Origin of the sequence: Variovorax sp. 3319 (assembly GCF_031456585.1) — a bacterium.
GTDB lineage: Bacteria > Pseudomonadota > Gammaproteobacteria > Burkholderiales > Burkholderiaceae_C > Variovorax > Variovorax paradoxus_P.
In genome coordinates this window covers 49,488-66,923 of record NZ_JAVDUZ010000011.1, presented here as the reverse complement: position 1 = coordinate 66,923, position 17,436 = coordinate 49,488, and the positions used below count along the sequence as shown (strand labels likewise).

18 protein-coding genes are annotated in these 17,436 nt (G+C 67.5%); 6 read left to right on the top strand and 12 right to left on the bottom strand.

Translation table 11 applies throughout. The annotated features are described in order from the left end of the window. Positions 1-3 precede the first annotated feature (3 nt). From pqqC to pqqA, 3 genes are all read right to left on the bottom strand, one after another. Positions 4-768 (bottom strand): pyrroloquinoline-quinone synthase PqqC, encoded by a 765-nt coding sequence (gene pqqC, locus J2X67_RS21365; RefSeq protein WP_309956251.1) that lies wholly within the window; start codon positions 766-768, stop codon positions 4-6. 25 nt (positions 769-793) lie between these two features. Then, entirely contained in the window at positions 794-1,714 is a 921-nt protein-coding gene (pqqB, locus tag J2X67_RS21360; protein ID WP_309956249.1) for a pyrroloquinoline quinone biosynthesis protein PqqB, read from the bottom strand. Between the two features lie 70 nt (positions 1,715-1,784). After that, a complete protein-coding gene (gene pqqA, locus J2X67_RS21355) occupies positions 1,785-1,859 on the bottom strand; it encodes a pyrroloquinoline quinone precursor peptide PqqA (protein ID WP_010100094.1) in 75 nt (24 codons plus the stop codon). Positions 1,860-2,020: 161 nt separating this feature from the next. Between pqqA and J2X67_RS21350 the strand changes: the two genes are divergently transcribed. Genes J2X67_RS21350 through J2X67_RS21340 form a run of 3 tightly spaced genes read left to right on the top strand, consistent with a single transcriptional unit; the run spans position 2,021 to position 5,057 of the window. Next, complete coding sequence (locus J2X67_RS21350) at positions 2,021-3,022, top strand: alpha/beta fold hydrolase (RefSeq protein ID WP_309956247.1); 1,002 nt, start codon at positions 2,021-2,023, stop codon at positions 3,020-3,022. Continuing rightward, the gene (locus tag J2X67_RS21345; protein ID WP_309956245.1) at positions 3,019-4,404 is read left to right on the top strand and encodes a histidine kinase; all 1,386 of its coding nucleotides are present in this window, start codon (positions 3,019-3,021) and stop codon (positions 4,402-4,404) included. The genes J2X67_RS21350 and J2X67_RS21345 overlap by 4 nt, the downstream gene beginning before the upstream one ends. Then, a complete protein-coding gene (locus J2X67_RS21340) occupies positions 4,401-5,057 on the top strand; it encodes a response regulator transcription factor (protein ID WP_281150429.1) in 657 nt (218 codons plus the stop codon). Before J2X67_RS21345 ends, J2X67_RS21340 begins: the two co-directional genes overlap by 4 nt. A gap of 9 nt (positions 5,058-5,066) precedes the next feature. Here J2X67_RS21340 and J2X67_RS21335 read toward each other — a convergent pair whose 3' ends face one another. From J2X67_RS21335 to J2X67_RS21300, 8 genes are all read right to left on the bottom strand, one after another. After that, positions 5,067-5,723: an HAD family phosphatase gene (locus J2X67_RS21335; protein ID WP_309956244.1), complete on the bottom strand. Its 657-nt coding sequence runs from the start codon at positions 5,721-5,723 to the stop codon at positions 5,067-5,069. 43 nt (positions 5,724-5,766) lie between these two features. After that, positions 5,767-7,683, bottom strand: a complete 1,917-nt coding sequence (gene pabB, locus J2X67_RS21330) for an aminodeoxychorismate synthase component I (RefSeq protein ID WP_309956242.1) — start codon at positions 7,681-7,683, stop codon at positions 5,767-5,769. Between the two features lie 2 nt (positions 7,684-7,685). Then, positions 7,686-8,219, bottom strand: coding sequence for a formaldehyde-activating enzyme (fae, locus tag J2X67_RS21325; RefSeq protein WP_309956240.1), 534 nt, complete (start codon positions 8,217-8,219; stop codon positions 7,686-7,688). Between the two features lie 51 nt (positions 8,220-8,270). Continuing rightward, positions 8,271-9,101, bottom strand: a complete 831-nt coding sequence (locus tag J2X67_RS21320) for a formylmethanofuran dehydrogenase subunit C (protein WP_309956238.1) — start codon at positions 9,099-9,101, stop codon at positions 8,271-8,273. After that, complete coding sequence (gene fhcD, locus J2X67_RS21315; protein WP_309956236.1) at positions 9,098-10,060, bottom strand: formylmethanofuran--tetrahydromethanopterin N-formyltransferase; 963 nt, start codon at positions 10,058-10,060, stop codon at positions 9,098-9,100. Before fhcD ends, J2X67_RS21320 begins: the two co-directional genes overlap by 4 nt. 16 nt (positions 10,061-10,076) lie before the next feature. Beyond that, positions 10,077-11,768 (bottom strand): formylmethanofuran dehydrogenase subunit A, encoded by a 1,692-nt coding sequence (locus tag J2X67_RS21310; RefSeq protein ID WP_309956234.1) that lies wholly within the window; start codon positions 11,766-11,768, stop codon positions 10,077-10,079. Then, complete coding sequence (locus J2X67_RS21305; RefSeq protein WP_309956233.1) at positions 11,765-13,009, bottom strand: formylmethanofuran dehydrogenase; 1,245 nt, start codon at positions 13,007-13,009, stop codon at positions 11,765-11,767. The genes J2X67_RS21310 and J2X67_RS21305 overlap by 4 nt, the downstream gene beginning before the upstream one ends. A 253-nt stretch (positions 13,010-13,262) precedes the next feature. After that, entirely contained in the window at positions 13,263-14,000 is a 738-nt protein-coding gene (locus tag J2X67_RS21300; protein ID WP_309956231.1) for a HisA/HisF-related TIM barrel protein, read from the bottom strand. Positions 14,001-14,041: 41 nt separating this feature from the next. Between J2X67_RS21300 and J2X67_RS21295 the strand changes: the two genes are divergently transcribed. The 3 genes from J2X67_RS21295 to J2X67_RS21285 are packed head-to-tail and all read left to right on the top strand — an operon-like array spanning position 14,042 to position 16,705. Continuing rightward, on the top strand, positions 14,042-15,028 hold the full coding sequence (locus J2X67_RS21295) for an ATP-grasp domain-containing protein (protein ID WP_309956229.1): 987 nt from the start codon (positions 14,042-14,044) through the stop codon (positions 15,026-15,028). After that, positions 15,015-16,106 carry a hydantoinase/oxoprolinase family protein gene (locus J2X67_RS21290; protein ID WP_309956227.1) on the top strand — a complete coding sequence of 364 codons (1,092 nt, stop codon included), beginning with the start codon at positions 15,015-15,017 and terminating at the stop codon, positions 16,104-16,106. The genes J2X67_RS21295 and J2X67_RS21290 overlap by 14 nt, the downstream gene beginning before the upstream one ends. Continuing rightward, the gene (locus J2X67_RS21285; RefSeq protein WP_309956224.1) at positions 16,106-16,705 is read left to right on the top strand and encodes an aspartate kinase; all 600 of its coding nucleotides are present in this window, start codon (positions 16,106-16,108) and stop codon (positions 16,703-16,705) included. Before J2X67_RS21290 ends, J2X67_RS21285 begins: the two co-directional genes overlap by 1 nt. Before the next feature lie 35 nt (positions 16,706-16,740). Here the strand turns inward: J2X67_RS21285 and J2X67_RS21280 are convergent, their stop codons facing one another. Continuing rightward, positions 16,741-17,433 (bottom strand): (5-formylfuran-3-yl)methyl phosphate synthase, encoded by a 693-nt coding sequence (locus J2X67_RS21280; protein ID WP_309956604.1) that lies wholly within the window; start codon positions 17,431-17,433, stop codon positions 16,741-16,743. Positions 17,434-17,436 lie beyond the last annotated feature (3 nt).

The following is a 17,436-nucleotide window of genomic DNA, read 5'->3' as shown; positions in this document are numbered from 1 at the left end:
CGTTCATGCGCCCGTCACACCGTATCGCGTTGCCATGGCGTCGTTCATGGCCCACAGAATGTCGAGCTTGAACTGCAGCACCTCCAGCGCACGCTCTTGCAGTGCGCGGGTGTCGAAGTGGTCGAGCGTGATGGCCAGGCCCTGCTCCACGTCGCGTCGTGCCTGGCTCACGCGGTTGCGAAAGTAGGTCAGGCCCGCGGGCTCTATCCAGCCATAGTGCTCGGGCCAGGTGGCCAGGCGCTGCTTGTGGATCTCGGGCGCGAAGAGTTCGGTGAGCGACGAGCACACCGCCTCTTGCCACGGCGCACGGCGCGCAAAGTTCACGTAGGCGTCGACGGCAAAGCGCATGGCCGGCACCACGTGGCGCAGGTCGAGCACTTCTTCGCGCGAAAGCCCCACCGCTTCGGCCAGCCGCAGCCACGCTTCGATACCGCCTTCGTCCTTGATACCGCCAAGCTCGAAACCGTCGTGGTCGAGAATGCGCTGCACCCAGCCGCGGCGCACCTCGGGATCGGGGCAGTTTGAGATCACTGCGCCGTCCTTGATGGGGATTGCTATCTGGTAGTAGAAACGGTTGGCCACCCAGCCGCGGATCTGCTCCGGCGTGGCCCGGCCGCTATTGAGCATGACGTTGAACGGATGGTGAATGTGATAGCTGCGGCCGCGCTCGCGCAGCCTGGCTTCGAATTCGTCGCGCGCCCATGCCGGCGCGTTCTTTTCGCCGCCCGTGGCCGGTCGAAGCGGGTCCTGGATTCTGTCGGCGTGCATGGTGGTGGTGAGCTGGCGCTTGGCTTCAGAGTTGAATCGTCATCCCGTCCTCGCAGGGCTCGATGCCCGCGCGCCGCAGCTGGGCGTGCTCGTTGGAGTCTTCGTCGAGGATGGGGTTGGTGTTGTTGATGTGAATCAGCATGCGCCGCGTGGCCGCCGGCAGCCGCGTGAGCCACTCGATCATTCCGCCTTCGCCCGACTGCGGCAGGTGGCCGATTTCGCGTGCGCGCTTGCCGCTGATGCCCAGGCGAACCATTTCGTCGTCGGTCCAGAAGGTGCCGTCGACCATCACCGCATCGGCCGTTGCCATGGCGTCGAACACGGGCGGCGTGATCGCACCCAGGCCCGGGGCGTAGAACAGGCTCTTGCCGCTCTTCCGGTCTAACAGGGTCACGCCGATGTTGTCGCCCGGCACTTGCTGTTCGCGATGCGGCGAATACGGCGCGGCCTTGCCGGTGAGCGCCATCGCTCGAAAACTCAGGCCGGGCACACCCGGCACTTCGAAGGCATTGCCGTCGAGCGCAATCGGGTGGCGCGCCACGCCGCAATAGTGCGACAGCACGCGCAGCACGGGATTACCCTGACTCAGGTCTTCGGCGACAGGGTCGGTGCACCAAAGCGGCAGCGGCGTGCCGCGCTCGCGCAGCATGAAGAGGCCCGTGGCATGGTCGACCTGTCCGTCGATCAGCACAACGCCGGCAATGGCGGTGTCGCGCATTGCCCGTGCCGGTTGCAGCACGGGGCTGCTGCGGATCTGCTCGAGGATGTCGGGCGATGCGTTGAACAGCACGCCGTCTTCACCATCGTCAGGCCGCACAAAAATAGACGACTGCGTTCGCGGCTTGGCGCGCACAGTGCCTGCGCGCACACCTGCGCAGTTGGGGCAGTTGCAGTTCCATTGCGGAAAGCCGCCGCCCGCGGCCGAGCCCAGAACGGTAATGCGCATCGAATAAGAAAGAAGGGGTTCGAAACAACCCGCCCTGGCGTGCCGGGACGGGTTGCGAAGAAGCGCGCAATCAGCGTGCGCTGACGTACATCGTGATCTCGAAGCCGAAGCGAAGATCAGTTGCCGTCGGGGTTTCCCATTTCATAGAGTCTCCTGAAAAGGTTGCACAGCGCCACCTGGCGGCTGCGGGAACTTCGAGTGCTCCAGAACGCATATTGAACCGATGCAGCGCCGCCACCTAGCCGTGAAATCATGAATGGGACTTCATGATTTTCATGAATAGCGGCAATGGGGCCACCGCGTACCATGGCCCTCGTGCTTTCTACCGGCCTGTACCCAGAAACCCAGCCCTGGCGCACCCACGCAATCGAGGTGCCGCACGGGCACGTGCTGCATGTAGAAGAAAGTGGTGATCCGACGGGCATCTGCGCCGTGGTGCTGCATGGCGGGCCTGGCTCGGGCACTTCGCCGCTGCTGCGCCGCTTCTTCGACCCTGCACGCTACCGCGTGATCGGCATCGACCAGCGCGGCGCCGGCCGGAGCCGGCCGCGCGGTGCGACGGCGAACAACCGCACCAAGCATCTGCTCGATGATTTGCGCCTTGTGCGCGAGCGGCTCGAAGCGCCACGCTGGCTGGTTGTCGGTGGTTCGTGGGGCGCCACGCTGGCGCTCGCGCATGCGGCGTTCGAGCCTCAGGCAGTGGCGGCCTTGCTGCTGCGCGCGGTCTTCCTGCCGCAGGCCAGGGACATTGAAGATTTCTTTCAGGACACCGCGGCCCGTGCGCCTGACGCATGGGCGCGGTTCGCATCGGCGGTGCCCGCAGATCATGGCCATGACATGCTGGCGTATCTGGCACAAGGCCTTCAGGAGCCCGTTACCGGAAGCGACGCGGACCTGCCCCGCCAGCTTGCCTTCGCCTGGTGGCAGTGGGAGAGAACGCTGGCTGGCGGTCAACCCCTGTCGAGCGCCGAACCGCAACCCGACCGCGAGACGCTCGACGCGCTCGTAGACCGCTACCGCGTGCAGAGCCACTACCTGCTGCATCGCTGCTGGCTCGATTCGCCTCCCCTTCTCGACCGGCTTGACGTGCTCCCCGAAGTGCCCACGCTGTTGCTGCACTCGCGCGACGACCGCATCTGCCGGCCCGAAGGCGCACAGGCGGTTCACGAGCGCATCGCGCACAGCCAGCTCAGGTGGGTAAATGGCGCGGGCCATGACCCTTCGCATCCGGCAATGGCATCGGCCATGATCGCCGCACTCGACAGCTATGCGGCGCACGGCCACTTCGGCAGCGAGCCCATGCCATGACGCTGCGCCTGAAGATCAACCTCATCGTCAGCCTGCTCACGCTGCTGTTCGTTGCGGCCATGCTTGCGCTGCAGGTGCGCGCCATGCGCGAATCGGTGCACGAAGAAGTGGTGGCCGCCAATCGCGTGGCGGCGCAGTTGCTCAACCGCACTGCCTGGCTCTACGCGGCGCAGGGCACGCCGGCCATGCTGTCTTTTTTGCAGGGCGTGGGGCGCGTGCGGTCGAACGACATCACGCTGCTCGACAACGAAGACCGAGTTTTGTACAGCTCGCCGACGTCGGTCTATAAGGCCGGGCGCGATGCGCCGGACTGGTTTGCGGGCCTGGTCTCGCCGCCGCCCTCGCAACTCTCCATCGCGTTTCCGGGCGGGCGGCTGATGGTGCTTTCGAACGCATCGCGTGCGGTGCTCGATGCGTGGGACGACTTCGTGCTGCTGATGCTCAGCGCGCTCGGGCTGCTGGCGGTCGTCAACGCGGGCGTGTTCTGGCTCGTGGGCCGCGCGACCCGGCCATTTGCAGACATCGTGCATGCCCTCAACCAGCTGGAGAGCGGGCGCTTCGATGTTGCGCTGCGCGCCCTGCCCGGCACCGAGGCCGCGGCCATCGGCGCTGCGTTCAACCGCATGGTCGGCATGCTGCAGCAGCACATCGAAACCGAGCGGCGCGCCGTGCGGGCCGAAAGCCGCCTTTCCGAAAGCCGCGAGCTCGGCCGCTGGGTCGACCAGAAGATCGAGCAGGAGCGCCGCCTTATCGCGCGCGAGCTTCACGATGAGCTGGGGCAATCTGTCACCGCCATGCGCAGCATGGCTTTGTCGATCGCCCAGCGCGTGCAGGCGCTCGATCCGCAGGCCGAGCAGGCGGCGCGCCTGATTGCCGAAGAATCGGGCCGGCTCTACACCGCCATGCACGGCATGATCCCCCGCCTCACGCCCCTGGTGCTCGACAAGTTCGGCCTGGTGGCCGCGCTCGAAGACCTGGTGGAGCGCACGCGCAACAGCCATGGCAACGTGCAGGTCGAATGGAGCCTGGAGCTTGAACTGGACCGGCTCCGGCTCGACACCGACACCGCGCTGGTGCTGTACCGCGCCGCACAGGAAGGCATTACCAACGCCCTGCGCCACGGGGAGGCGCACCGCATTGTGCTGGCCCTGCGGGGCGACGAACAATCGGTAGAGCTCGCGCTCACCGACGACGGCCGCGGCCTGCCCGGCCCTGAGGCCGCAAGGGAAACCAGCACAGGGCACTATGGCCTGCGGTGGCTCGCAGAGCGCATCGACAGCCTGGGCGGCGAACTGCGGCTTGAACCGGCCGTGCCCAGCGGCGCCCGATTGACAGTGCGGCTGCCCATGCGGGCAGGCGAAGCGGAGAACACGAACACATGACGCAGGCAGTTCAGGCGGCCAAGCCGATTCGAGTGATGCTGGTGGACGACCATGCGCTGGTGCGCATGGGCTTTCGCATGCTGCTGGCCGACGCGCAGATAGAAGTGGCCGCCGAAGCCGACACCGGCGAGCAGGCCTGCCAGGACTACCCGCAGGTGCGGCCCGACCTGGTGGTGATGGACCTTTCGATGCCCGGCATGGGCGGCCTCGAAGCCTTGCGCCGCCTGCTGGCGCACGACCCGAAGGCCCGCGTGCTTGCCCTGTCGGCGCACGAGGACACGATTCATCCCCGCCGCGTGCTGCGCGCGGGTGCCCTGGGCTACCTGGCCAAGCGCAGCGCGCCCGAAGCGCTGATTGCGGCCGTCAAGGCCGTGGCGCGCGGCGAGCGCTACATCGACGCGAACACCGCCCAGGCGCTGGCCACCGCGCAGATAGAGGGCGAGGCCAACCCCGCAGACCTGCTCAGCGAACGCGAGTTTTCGGTTTTTATCCAGCTTGCGCGCGGCATGACGGTGGCGCAGATTGCGAGCACGCTGAACCTTTCGCTCAGCACGGTGGGTTCGCACCTGTACCGGGTAAAGCAGAAGCTCGGGGCGACCAATCAGGCGGAGCTGACGTGGGTGGCGCTACGGTGGGGGTTGATCCAGGTTTAGCTCGGCTCGTCAGCTGCGCTCGATAACCGGCCAGCCGCTCTGCACGGCCCTTGCACGCAGGCGCCCGTCCGGTGCCACCACCACCGGGTCTGAAACAGCCTCCAGCAACGGCAGATCGCTCGCCGAATCGGAATAGAACCACGACTGCTCCAGCGCGTCGAGCCGTGTGCCGCGCAGCGCAAGCCATTCGTTCACATGCGCCAGCTTGTGAACGCCGAAGCACGGGTCGCCGTCGATTCCGCCGTCGAGCGTGTCGTCGATCACGAGCGAGCGCGTGGCCAGCACGTCGGCAACGCCGAACACCCGGCCGAAGGGCTCGGCAATGAAGCGGGTGGTGGCTGTCACGATGGCGCAGAGGTGGCCGGCCTCCTGATGCTTTCGCACCAGCGCGCGCATCTGGCCGGGCACCCGCGGCTCGATCTCGGCCTCGAATTCGGCCGCCCACTTTCGAAGCGTTGCCATGCCGAAGCTCGCCAGCGGCGCAACGCTCACGCGGTGCAGTTCGCGAATGTCGAGCGTGCCGTCCACGTACTGCTGGCAATAGCCGAGGTACACCGTCTCAGCATCCGCCGGCAGCACGCCGCGCGCTACCAGGAAGCGCGTCCAGGCCATGCCGCTATCGAACGGAATGAGCGTGTGATCGAGGTCGAAGAGCGCCAGTTTCATTGCATGCGTGCATGGGAGCGGGGCTGCCAGCCGCCCTGCCGCGTCAGGCCGCCGAAACCTCGTGTGGCTGCAACTGAGACTGCGTGAGCAACTGCGCCGGCAACACGCCGCGCAAGGCGTTGCACACCACGAGCTTCTGCGCCGCCTGCAGGTCTTGCAGGTACAGGCTGCGTTCCGCGGCCTCCCAGATGGAGTCTTCGATGAGTACGCCGCGCATCACACCGGGCAGTGCACCGTCCGCAACGGGCGGCGTCCACCAGCGCCCGTCGATGCGTGCGAAGAGCGTGCTTCGCCCGCCTTCGACAAGCCGCCCGTCCTCGGTGAAGAACAGGCTGTCGAAGGCGCCCGCGCGTTCGGCGGCGCGCACGCCGGCGTCGTAGTGCTGGCGCACGGTGGTCTTGAAGGCGCCCAGCGGGTTGGCATTGGGCAGGCGCCCTTCGGCGATGACGAGCTTTACCGCACCGGGAGGCAAAGGCGGCAAGGGCGAATGCGTAATGCCGATGCGCCCGCCATGCGCAAGCGCAAGGCGCAGGCGTGAAGGCTGATCGGCCGAAAGCGCGGGCAATGCACTTTGCAGTGCTTCCATTGCGGCATCGCGGCTGAACCTGAAACCCAGCGCGCGTGCGCTGCCCGCCAGCCGGCCCAGATGCCGGTCGAGGTAGCGGATGCCTTCGCCCGGCGTGACCAGCATGGTTTCGAAGAGCTCGAAGCCCGGGTCGAGCGCGGTAAGAAAGCGCGCCTTGAGCAAACACTCCTCGAACTCGTCGGCTGCAACGCTGTCCTGCACGATGCCCGCGCCGACGCCCAGGCGCAGCGGCCGCAGGCCCTCGGCTTCCTCGCCCAGCGTCAGGGTGCGAATGGCCACCGACAGGCAGAAGTCGCCGACCAGCGCACCTTCAGCGGGCGCATCGATCCAGCCGATGGCACCGCAGTAAAGGCCGCGGGGCGTGCTCTCCAGCTGTGCAATCCATTCCATGGTGCGGTGCTTTGGCGCGCCGGTGATGGAGCCGCACGGAAACACCGCGCGCAGCAGATCGGGCATGCCGACGTTTGCGCGCAGCTTTGCCTGCACGGTCGATGTCATCTGGAACACCGTGGCATAGGGCTCGACGGCAAAGAGCGTGGGCACCTTGACCGAGCCGACCTCCGCCACGCGGCCGATGTCGTTGCGCAGCAGGTCGACGATCATCACGTTCTCGGCGCGGTTCTTGGTGTCGACCGAAAGCAGGCGCGCCATTTCGCTGTCGCCTTCGGGTGCATCGGCACGCGCGGCGGTGCCTTTCATGGGGCGGGCTGTGAGCACGCCCGAGTCATGGCGCAGGAAGAGTTCGGGCGAGCACGAGAGCACGTGCGTTGCATCGCTCCCGGCGGCCGTGCCGGTGCCCTCGGGCAAGGCGATCAGCGCGCCGTAGGCCACGGGCTGCCGCTCGCGCAGGCGCCGGTACAGTGCAACGGGCGAACCATAGCTTCGGCCATGCAGCCGGTAGGTAAAGTTGACCTGGTAGGTCTCGCCCGCGGCAATGGCCTCATGAATGCGCGCGATGGCGTCGGTAAAGGCAGCTTCGTCGATGCTGGAGTGCAGATCCATCACGCCCGCGGGCTGCGGCTGGCCGGGTGCATGCGGTTCACCGGCTTCGCGCTGTTCGAGCCTGGCCAGCCAGGCACCCGCCTCGCCCGTCGAGAGCCTGGCGCATTCGCGGAACATCAGCACGCGCAATGCCGAAGCATCGTGGGGTGCCAGCCGCGCCTGCCCGGCTTGCAGCAGCTTGGCGCCCCATTCGTAGTCGGCCAGCAGCACCGCATGCAAGCCTCGCCGCAAATCGGCATCGACTTGCGCCCACACTTCGTCGAGCCGGGCCGCATCGGCGCAGCGGTGTTCGCGAGCGAACCCGGTGTAAAGCCGGCTGGTGGGCCGCTCGGCCGTGGAGCCGCAGTCGTCGAGAAGCGCGAAGGCGGGCAAGGTCAGCTCCAGTCGTCCATGTCGTGCCTGATGCGGTGGCGGTTGGCAATCAGTTCGTCGACCGACGGCTCATTGGCCAGCGCGCGCCGGATGGCGAGCTTGGTGGCTTCGTAGTTGGTGCGGTACATGTCTTTTTTGTCGAGGTTCTGGTCCTTGGCGCAGCGCGGATCGATCCACACCAGGCTGATGATGCACAGCGTGTCGGCAAGGCCCCTGGGAATGATGCCATCGATCAGGCAGTCGACCACGGCGTCGGCGGTTGCGCTTTGCACCACGCCGCCAAACAGGTCGATGTTGGCCGAATCCTTCAGCGTGACCTTGGGCACCATGATGGTTGCGGGCCGCACGAGCTGGTTGCAGGCGCGAATCGCGAACATCGCGGTGTGGCCCTTGCTCTGCGCCATCATGCCCGCGAAGGCATGGCCCACCGGGCCGTCGGTCGCGCCAATCAGGATCTCGGGCATGGCGTCGGTGAACTGCCCTTCCCTGGCAAGAACGGTGGCTTCGCCGGCATGAAAAATATAAGGGTGTGTCATATGGATGGAGGACTCAGGGGAAGGGTTCTTGAAGAAACTTGAAGAGGCGGATCACAGGCAGACGATGAGCTCGCCCTTGCCGTCTGCCGAAAGGTCGCCCAGGTGCCGCTCGATACGCCGCGTTGGCAAGCCGCTGAAGAGCCCGCCGTGCTGCGCAAGGTCGCGTGCCAGCAGCGCCCAGAAGACCGGCGTTGCAGCGCGGTTGGGCACGAAGGTGGGCGCCGTTCGCGTGCCTTCGGGCAGGACGGCCCCCGCCTCGGCAAAAACGATGCTGCCGCGCCGCATGCCATAGCCCGCATGCGCACCGACACTGCCGCCCACGGCAATCGTGCCGGCCACCATGCGCGAGCCCAGAAAGGCGCCCACCCCGCCATGAACCAGCGCAGTGCCGCGGCGCATGCGGTCGCCAAAGCGCTCGCCCGCGTTGCCATGAACCACCAGGGTGCCGCCGCGCATGCCGTCCATGCTGCCGGGCAAGGTGCTCGCGGCAAAGTCGCCCACGTCGCCCTTCACGTCGATGCTGCCTCCCGCCATTTCGCAGGCGGCCAACAGGCCGGCGCGGCCTTCGACGCGTAGCTCACCGCCGCGCATGCAGCCGCCTGCATAGTGGCCGGCATGCCCGTCGACGCCGATGCGGCCGGCATCCATCTGCCATCCGATGCGATCGAAGCGGCCCAGGTCGCCTTCGAAGCGAAGCGTGCCCTCCTCCTTGCCTGGCGCAACATCGAAAAGCTCTGCCAGCGCGATCATCTCGTTGCCATGGCCTACGCGCAGTTGTTCGACTTGGGCGGCCGATAGCTGTGCCAACGCTTGCGGGGTGACGCCGCGCAGATCCACCCGCAATGCGGGCACTTGCCGCAGCCTTAAATTCCAGCCGCTCATGCCGCATCTCCCACGCCGAGCAGCTTGTGCAGATGAAAGTGAAACGGGCCCAGCTTGCCGCCGTAGTTGCCCGCCGAAATTCGCAGCAGGCCACCGGCAGGGCCAACGCCGATGGCGGCCTCCATGCCCACGCGCATGGCTGCTGCCACGTCGGCCTCGGTCAGGCCGTCGATCACGATCTCCATCACGCAGCCGATCTCCGGCGTAGACGCGGCCCCATTGCCTGCGAGTTCGCTGTGAGGCACCAGCCCGACAAGGCTGGGGCAGAAGGCATCGTTGGTCGATGCGTTCAGGTTTGCGTAGCGGCTGCCAACCTTGGAGCCCGAGCGCACCACGCCGCCCGGAAACGGCATGACCACGTTCGGCAGCCGCTTCATCGCAGCCACAGCGGCCTCGGCTGCCGCCAGCGCCCCATCGGTATCGCGCGCAAGCAGCAGCAGGTTGCCGCCGCCCACGGCCTTGACCACGGGGGTGTCTTCCTGCGCCACGAACTCGCCGTCCATCACGGGCACGCGCCAGTAGCGCACACCGTCGATCACTTTCGAAATCTGCCAGCCGTCGCCGAAGAAGCGCAGGTTCTTGCCGAGCGCCGCCACGTCGCCGCCGGCCGTGCGCGGCAGGCCGGCAAACACCGCCGTGGTCGGACAGGTCAGCACGCACTGGCCGACACGGCGCTCCAGCTGCTTGCCAAGCTCCTTGCCCGACATGGAGAAGATCAGCACGTTGACCCCCGGCCGGCCGTCGGGTGTTTCGTGCGGGCCAAGCTCGCGCTCGATGCCGGCCTCGCAGCCGCACGCGATGACAGAGGTGGCAAAGCCCGTGGCCGATACCGCCGCATGGTGCGCCCACTCGAGCGTGTGTGCCGTGATGACGATGCGCGTCGCCTTCATCGGAAAAGCCTCTGCGAAGGTCTGGTCGATGACGACGCCGTTGCGCTGCACGGATGAAGAGCCGGTCATGCCGCGCACGCCTTCTTCATGACGATGCCTCCTGGAAGCACTCCGCAGGCAGCAGGCGCCCACCGTTGCAGCAGCGGCAAAGCTCGTCGTGGCCGATGGCAATGTGGTCGAAGTTGACCGAGCCGTGCGCCGCCAGATGCCGGCGCAGCCGCTGCTCGATGCCGCGGTCGTACTCAGGCGCCACGAAGTGCGTGCCGCCTGTGGGCACTGCGGTAATGCGCCCGGCGCGCGAGACCAGCACGCCGTCCTTGAACACGTATTCGGGCGTCGCGAACATGGCCTCGCGGTTTTCGTTCTCGCGGTACACCGCAATGTCGGCTGCGGCGCCCGCGCCCAGGTGGCCGCGGTCGCGCAGGCCGAGCAGTCGCGCCGGGCCGGCGCGGGTCATGATGGCAATTTCGTAGAGCGACAGCTCGCGCGTGATCGAACGCAGCGCGGCCTGCGCCGCCACCTCCGGGTGCAGCTTGGCCAATTGCTCTTCGCGAAAGCTGCGGTCCATCAGCAGGCGAATCAGGTGCGGATAGCTGGTAAACGGCCCGCCGTTGGGATGGTCGGTGGTCAGCACCACGCGCCACGGGTCGTCGACCAGCAAGAAAATCTCGAGCCCGATGACCCACTGCAGCGCGTTCACATAGCTCTGCTCGCGGTAGCGGAATGGCACCACGCCGCAGCCGGCTTCGCATTCGATGTCGGCGCCAATCCACTTGCGCGGATCGGCCAGGCTCGATTGCGCATGCTGGCGCATGGTGTCGCCCGAGGCCGTCACGGTCTGGCCGAACATGATCTGGCCGACGTCGATGCTCACGTTCTTGTTGGCGTTCACCACCTCGGCAAGCTGCAGCGCGGCCGATGAAAACTTCTTCGGCCCCTCTGTGCCGTAGGCGTGGAACTGGATGTGCGTCAGGTGCCCGGGCAAGCCGTCCAAAGCAGCAATGGTGTCGAGCGTCGACTGGATGTTGCCCGCCACCCCCAGGTTGCTGCCGTGAATGTGCAGCGGATGCGGCACGCCAAGCTCGCGCAGCGCGCGTGCCAGCGTGTGCACCACCTGCCGCGGGGTCACCTGCCAGTGCACATGGTTTTCGTCCACATCGAGCTTGCGCTGGTTGAACTTGAAGGCCGAAATACCGCCGGGGTTCACTACCTTCACGCCCATGGCCTTGCTGGCGTTGATGGTCCAGCCGGCGTAGTCGCGAATGCGCTCGAAATCCCAGCGCTCGGCCAGCATGCGCAAGAAGAGTTCGTCGTTGCCGAGCATCACATACGCGCCATGGTCGAGGATGGGCGTGTCGCCCATTTCCATGTGCGTGTGGCGTGCGTTGCATGCCATCATGGCCGGCTCGAAGGCCGCCGTGTAGCCCATCTCCACATAGCGGTAGCCGGTGGCCAGCGTGCCGGGCGCGCAGCCGCCGCAAGACGCAAGCTCCAGCAGGTTGTCCGGCAACGCGAGCGGGTTGGCATTGTCGCGATGGTCTTCGGGCAACAGCATGCGCGCAAGGTTGACCTTGCCGCCGCCGATGTGGGTGTGCATGTCGATGCCGCCCGCCATCACGATGCAGCCGCTGATGTCCATGTCTTCGATGTGTTCGGTCGTGGCCTCGTGCGGCGCAAGGTCCACCATGCGGCCGTCGCGCACGTACAGGTCGCGCACCTGGTCGCAGCTGTTCGCGGGGTCGATCACGCGGCCGCCCCGCAGGCGCAGCGTCGTCATTGCGCCCGCTCCCGCTTCAGCGCCTTCACGGCCTGCGTCAGGCGCCGGACGACCTCGTCCACGCCCGGGAGGCCGTCTTCGTACAACGGCCGCAGCGGCAGCAGCACCGAGCCGTCGGTGCGAAACAGGTGGCCGCCGGTGCCGATGCCGGGAGTCGAAACGGGAATGAACACCTGTTTGCGCGCATTCGCCTCTTCACCCTGTGGCCGCATGGCAGGGTGCCCGAGCACGATGCGCGGCATCCCTGCCCCGGGCGGCGCGGGCTCGGGGCCATAGCTCGACACCCACAGCAGCATGTCGACAGCGTCGTCGGCCAGCAGGCGGCTGGCATCGAAGCACAGCGGCTCATGCTCCAGGCCCGCGGGCCCCGCGCGCGAGCGCAGCGGCAGGCCGGAAAGCCACGCAAACACCTGGTTGACGGTGGCGGCGCCGTCACCGCCGCCAAGCGACAGCGACGCCGCGCGCGTGGTGCGGTTGAGCGTGGCGACGATGCGCTGGATGGCCTCGACAATCAACGCACCCTGCGCCGGCAGGCGGCCGGGCTCGTACACCAGCACCGAGTACCGCGACGCCTGCAAGCGGGCCGACAAGGCTGCCAACTCGGCCGGCACACGCGCGTCACCTGCCGAGACGCGGCCCGCCACCAAGGCTGCGAGCAGGCCTGCTGTGTCGAACATATCGCCTGACGCAGGCAGCATTTCGGTGAGCAGGTCGTCCCTCTCGCCCACGCCGCATCGGCGAAAGAATTCGGGATACCGGGCCGTGGGGTCGCCGGTCATGCAGACGATCAGCTCGGCCCGCGTTCTCACTTCCGCCAGCGTGGTGGTAAAGCCGCCGCGGTCTTGCAGCGCGCGCAGCCCATGCATCATGGCCTGCCCCTGCGCCGGGTCGCAGATGGCGCCGGTTTCGCAGGCCAATGCATACAGCGCGCGGGCGCCTGCCACTTCGGTTCCAAGGCCGCCGAACAGGGGTTGATGGCTGGCCGCGAGCAGCGAGGCAGCCGCGGCAATGGCGGTGTCGAGGTCGCAGTCGCGCCCATCGACCTGTGGCTGCAAAGCGACGGGCGCGCCGTCGAACGCAGCCAGCGCGGCGTTCGCCCGCGGGCAATCGCTGCCGACGAGCTTCAGCGGCGTACCGGGCGGGCCGACGTCGACGCTGAAGGTATCGCACAAAAGGGGGCAGAACGGGCAAGTCCACGGTGGACGGCCGGGCTGCGCGGCGGCGGGGTCGAGTTCGCTCATGGGCTGGCAACTACGCAAGCCATGTGCCATTCAGCGCCGGGGCGGGCGCGCTTGGCGCTGCCTTGGCGGGCCGGCTATTCCAACTGCCTCATGACACACGGGTTTGAGACACAGTGTTGCGCTTTTGGCGGTCAATGCGTGCCGGCAGAGGCCATCGGCAGTACATGCAAGCGCCTGCCCATATGGCACGGTTCGTGTGTGCGGCGGGTTGATGGCATGCCTCACCCACCCCCGTTGCGCCGGATCCGCCGGATCAGCGGCGCACGCGCGGCAACTGCAGGTCATGCAACGCGCTGGCGACCAGCCAGGCGTCGGCACCGGCGGCACTGGCAAGCGCCAGGTCTTCGGGGCTGCGGATTCCGCCGGCGCCAATGACCATGGCGGCGGGGGCGAGCCGCCGCACCTCTTGCAGGGTTTCCAGGTCGGGCCCCGCGCCGGAGCCGACTCGCTCGAGCGTCATCACGATCAGCCGGCGCGGCCACAGGTCGACTGCGTCCCAGCAGCCGGCATGGTCGAGCCGCTGGCCGTCGCGGCGGTCCAGCGACAGTGCGGCGCCCGGCGCACCCGCTCCGGCATTGCCGTCGGCGTTTTCGAAACAGCGCTCGAGGGCTTCGCGCGAACGCAGCGATTCGCTGCCGAACACAAGCACGATGCGCGAGGCAAAGGCCCCCAGTTGCTTCTGCAGCGCCTCGCCGGCCGCGGCATCTGCCAGGCCCGCGTCGAGCCAGAGTTCGATGTGCGGCAGCGCCTCCAGCATGTCGGCAAGTACGGCAATCTGCACCGCGCCGCCCTGCAGTGCATCGAGGTCGGCCACGTACAACTGCCGCGCCGCGCAGTGGTCGCAAAGGATGCGGGCCACCGTCACCGGGTCGCTGCTGGCGCACAGCGCCGAGACGATCGGCCGGTACGACTTGCGGTCGCCGCGCACCGCCCTCACCACCTGGCCCTGCAGCAGGTCGACAACGGGAATCAGGTTCAGTTCGGAAGTCATTGGCAAGCGATGGGGAACGTACCCGGAAAGTGGATGATGAAATGACGACACGCGTATTTGTCTACGAGTATCTCAGCGGCGGCGGCTGGAGCGACTACGGCGACGACGCCGCCGCCGATGAGTTGCTGCCGCTCGGTCTTTCGATGCGCGACGCCATGGTGGCCGACCTGATGCGCGTGGCCGATTGTTCGGTCTCGGCGGCAGCCTGCGAACCGGGGAACACCCTGCCCGCCGGCGCCATGCCGCTGCGGCCGCTTGCCAATGAATCGGCTTTCGACTTTGTGGCGCGTCAAAGCGTGTTGCACGACGTGGTGTGGCTGGTCGCGCCCGAGACGGACGGGCTGCTGGCGAGCTTTCAGCGCACAGTGGGCAATGCACGATGGCTGGGCTGCAGCGCAGGCGCCATCGAACTGACTGCAGGCAAGAAGGCCACGCTCGCGCACCTTGCTGCACACGGCGTGCCAACACCGCTGGCGTTTGCCCATGCACCTGAAATAGAACGCTGGGTGGTCAAGCCCGACGATGGCGCCGGCGGCGTGGCCACCCACGTGCACACCCGCCATGCGAACGCGCTCGAAGACCAGGCCCGGCGCACGCACGCCGGCGCAACCCTGACGCTGGAGCCCTGGATAGAGGGCGAAGCCCTGAGCCTCTCGCTGCTTTGCACGGAGCAAAATGCCGAAATGCTGAGCATCAACCGCCAGTGCATTTCAATCGATGCACACGGAAGCCTGTCATTCGACGGCGTGAGCGTCGATGCGCTCGGCCGGAGCGACCCGCGCTGGCAGCCGCTGGCCGCACTGGCCATGCAGGTGGCGCGCGCCATTCCCGGGCTGCGCGGGTTCGCGGGCATCGACCTGGTGTGGCACCCGCGGCACGGGGCGGTGGTGATCGAGGTGAACCCGCGGGTCACCTGCGCCTATGTCGGGCTCTCGGCCGCACTGGGCCGCAACCTTGCGGCCGAACTGTTGGCAGGCCGCTTCCGCGGCGAAGCCCAGCAACGGGAACTTGCACGTGCCGTCGCCTGAACGAATCACCATCGGGTGGGACATAGGCGGTGCGCACGTGAAGGCGTGCCTGCTGCAAGGCGGCGAGGTGGTCGACGTGGCGCAATGGGGTTGCCCGCTCTGGCAAGGCCTGGACCACCTGGCGCGTGCGCTGCAGGCCGCCCGGGCGCGCTGGCCGGCGCTGGACGCGGCACGGCATGCCGTGACCATGACGGGCGAAATGGTCGACCTGTTCCCCTACCGCGAATCCGGCGTACGAGGCATTGCGGCTGCGCTGGCGGCAGCGCTTCCTTCAGGGCCCGGCGCCTTGCATTTCTTTGCCGGAGACGCCGGCTGGTGCACCCCCGCGCAAGTCACACGGCATTGGGAGCACATTGCCTCGGCCAACTGGCTTGCCACCGCGCGGCATGCGGCGCTGGTGTTTTCGCAGGGCGTGCTGGTCGACATCGGCAGCACCACCACCGATCTGATCGCCTTCGGCAACCAGCGCGTGCTCTCCACCAGCCGCACCGATGCCGAGCGCCTGGTGAGCGGCGAACTTGCCTACCACGGCGTGGTGCGCACGCCGGTGTGCGCGCTGACGCAGCGCATCGAATGGCGCGGGCGCGCAAGCCACGTGATGAACGAATTCTTTGCCACCACCGCCGACGTCTACCGCCTGTGCGGTGAGCTGGATGCGGCGCACGACCTGTACCCGAGTGCCGACAACGCAGCCAAGAGCCTGCCCGCCACGCGCCAGCGCCTTGCGCGCATGGTGGGCCTGGACGAGCGCGATGCCTCCGCCGATGAATGGCTCGCACTGGCGCGCGCCTGGCGCGCGGCGCAGGTCGAGGCCATCGGTTCGCAGCTGCGCCGCGTATTGGCTGCGCATTCGCTCTCGCGCGAAGCCGTGATCGTGAGCGCAGGCTGCGGTGCGTTCCTGGTGCCAGACCTTGCGGCAGCAGCGGCAACATCCGCATCCGCGCCGCACCGCTTTGCTTCTTACGGCGGCGACGTGGCCAACGTGTCGCGCAGTGCCGCCGAGGGCACCGGCGCATGGGCTCAGGTGTGCGCACCCAGTGTTGCAGTGGCGGCACTGTTCGAAAGGGAGCACGACTGATGTGGGTCGTCAAGATCGGCGGCAGCCTTTGCTCCGACCCGGTGCTGCCGCAGTGGCTCGATCTGCTCACGCAGATCGGCGGCGGACGGGTGACCGTGGTCTGCGGCGGCGGCACCTTTGCCGATGAAGTGCGGCGCGTGCAGGCGCATTGGCAGTTCAACGACCTGGCCGCCCACAACATGGCGGTGCTGGCCATGGCGCAGACGGCGTATCAGCTGCACGCGCTGAACCCGGCGCTGCAACTCGCTACACGCAAGACCGAAATCCCCGAACTGCTCAGGCGCGGAAAAACGGCACTGTGGTTGCCGCTTGAACTGCGGCGCGACAAGCCCGACTCGCGCACCGGCTGGGAGGCCACTTCGGACACCATTGCGCTCGACCTCGCAAAGCACTTGAATGCCGAGCAGCTGGTGTTGATCAAGTCTTGCGCCATCGATCCGCAGATGACGCTGGACGAGCTGGGCGAGGCGGGCGTGGTCGACCAGCAGTTTGCCGACCGGTCCGGAGACGCCGCGTTTCCGATCACGCTCCTTCACAAGAACCAGCTGGAGACCATGCGGGCGCTGCTGCTGGGCGAAGCCACGTTCGTTCCGCGCTGAAGCTGCAGGCGGGCAAGGCCGGCCAGGTTGAACGCTCAGGCCGCTGCGGCCTCCGCAGCCTCTGCATGCAGCGACGCAGCCAGCGCTGCAAGCCGCTCCGGGCACAGTGCGGCCTTTCGGTCGGCAACGCAAACAGCACTTCGAAATCCCGCGAAATCGGGCGCCAGCGATTGCAGCAAAGGAACATGCGCCATGCGCAGTGCGCCCGCCAGGCCGACGAGCCGGCCCGAGGCGCGCACCTGGGCAACAAAAGCGCGCAGGTCTGCCGTCGGCACCGCATCGAACAGGCTGCCGGTCAGCTTGTCGGCTGTATCTGCCATGAGCGCCGGAAAACCCAACCTGCAGGCATGCGCGACCAACGCGGCGTCAAGGCCGTGGTCGGCAATGAAGACCGGCACCACGGCCCACTCGCAGGCAGAGAGCGCATCGAGCACCGCAAGCGCCTCGGGGCCGCGCTCTATGCCGACCTTTACATAGTCGACACCGCAAGCGCCCACCGCTTCGACCTGCGCCAGGATGCCCTCCAGCGCATGCATGGGCAGGTCGCCAATCGTCGCGCTCACGGGCAAGCCGATGCCGTGCGCACGCAGCGCATGCACGACGGCGCCGATGGTTGCAACGGGCAAGCCGCCGAGCGCGCCGTCGTTCGGCTCCTTCAGGTCGATGAAGTCCGCTCCGCCCCGCGCGGCGGTCAAGGCTTCATCCACGCTGCGGACGCTCACCAGCATGCG

Bases quoted from the DNA above. Each gene is read 5' to 3' on its own strand.
- pqqC (WP_309956251.1), bottom strand. From the start codon at position 768: ATGCACGCCGACAGAATCCAGGACCCGCTTCGACCGGCCACGGGCGGC.
- J2X67_RS21350 (WP_309956247.1), top strand. From the start codon at position 2,021: ATGGCCCTCGTGCTTTCTACCGGCCTGTACCCAGAAACCCAGCCCTGG.
- pqqB (WP_309956249.1), bottom strand. From the start codon at position 1,714: ATGCGCATTACCGTTCTGGGCTCGGCCGCGGGCGGCGGCTTTCCGCAA.
- J2X67_RS21305 (WP_309956233.1), bottom strand. From the start codon at position 13,009: ATGAGCGAACTCGACCCCGCCGCCGCGCAGCCCGGCCGTCCACCGTGG.
- J2X67_RS21320 (WP_309956238.1), bottom strand. From the start codon at position 9,101: ATGAGCGGCTGGAATTTAAGGCTGCGGCAAGTGCCCGCATTGCGGGTG.
- fhcD (WP_309956236.1), bottom strand. From the start codon at position 10,060: ATGACCGGCTCTTCATCCGTGCAGCGCAACGGCGTCGTCATCGACCAG.
- J2X67_RS21295 (WP_309956229.1), top strand. From the start codon at position 14,042: ATGACGACACGCGTATTTGTCTACGAGTATCTCAGCGGCGGCGGCTGG.
- J2X67_RS21310 (WP_309956234.1), bottom strand. From the start codon at position 11,768: ATGACGACGCTGCGCCTGCGGGGCGGCCGCGTGATCGACCCCGCGAAC.
- J2X67_RS21335 (WP_309956244.1), bottom strand. From the start codon at position 5,723: ATGAAACTGGCGCTCTTCGACCTCGATCACACGCTCATTCCGTTCGAT.
- J2X67_RS21300 (WP_309956231.1), bottom strand. From the start codon at position 14,000: ATGACTTCCGAACTGAACCTGATTCCCGTTGTCGACCTGCTGCAGGGC.
- fae (WP_309956240.1), bottom strand. From the start codon at position 8,219: ATGACACACCCTTATATTTTTCATGCCGGCGAAGCCACCGTTCTTGCC.
- J2X67_RS21340 (WP_281150429.1), top strand. From the start codon at position 4,401: ATGACGCAGGCAGTTCAGGCGGCCAAGCCGATTCGAGTGATGCTGGTG.
- J2X67_RS21280 (WP_309956604.1), bottom strand. From the start codon at position 17,433: ATGCTGGTGAGCGTCCGCAGCGTGGATGAAGCCTTGACCGCCGCGCGG.
- J2X67_RS21285 (WP_309956224.1), top strand. From the start codon at position 16,106: ATGTGGGTCGTCAAGATCGGCGGCAGCCTTTGCTCCGACCCGGTGCTG.
- J2X67_RS21345 (WP_309956245.1), top strand. From the start codon at position 3,019: ATGACGCTGCGCCTGAAGATCAACCTCATCGTCAGCCTGCTCACGCTG.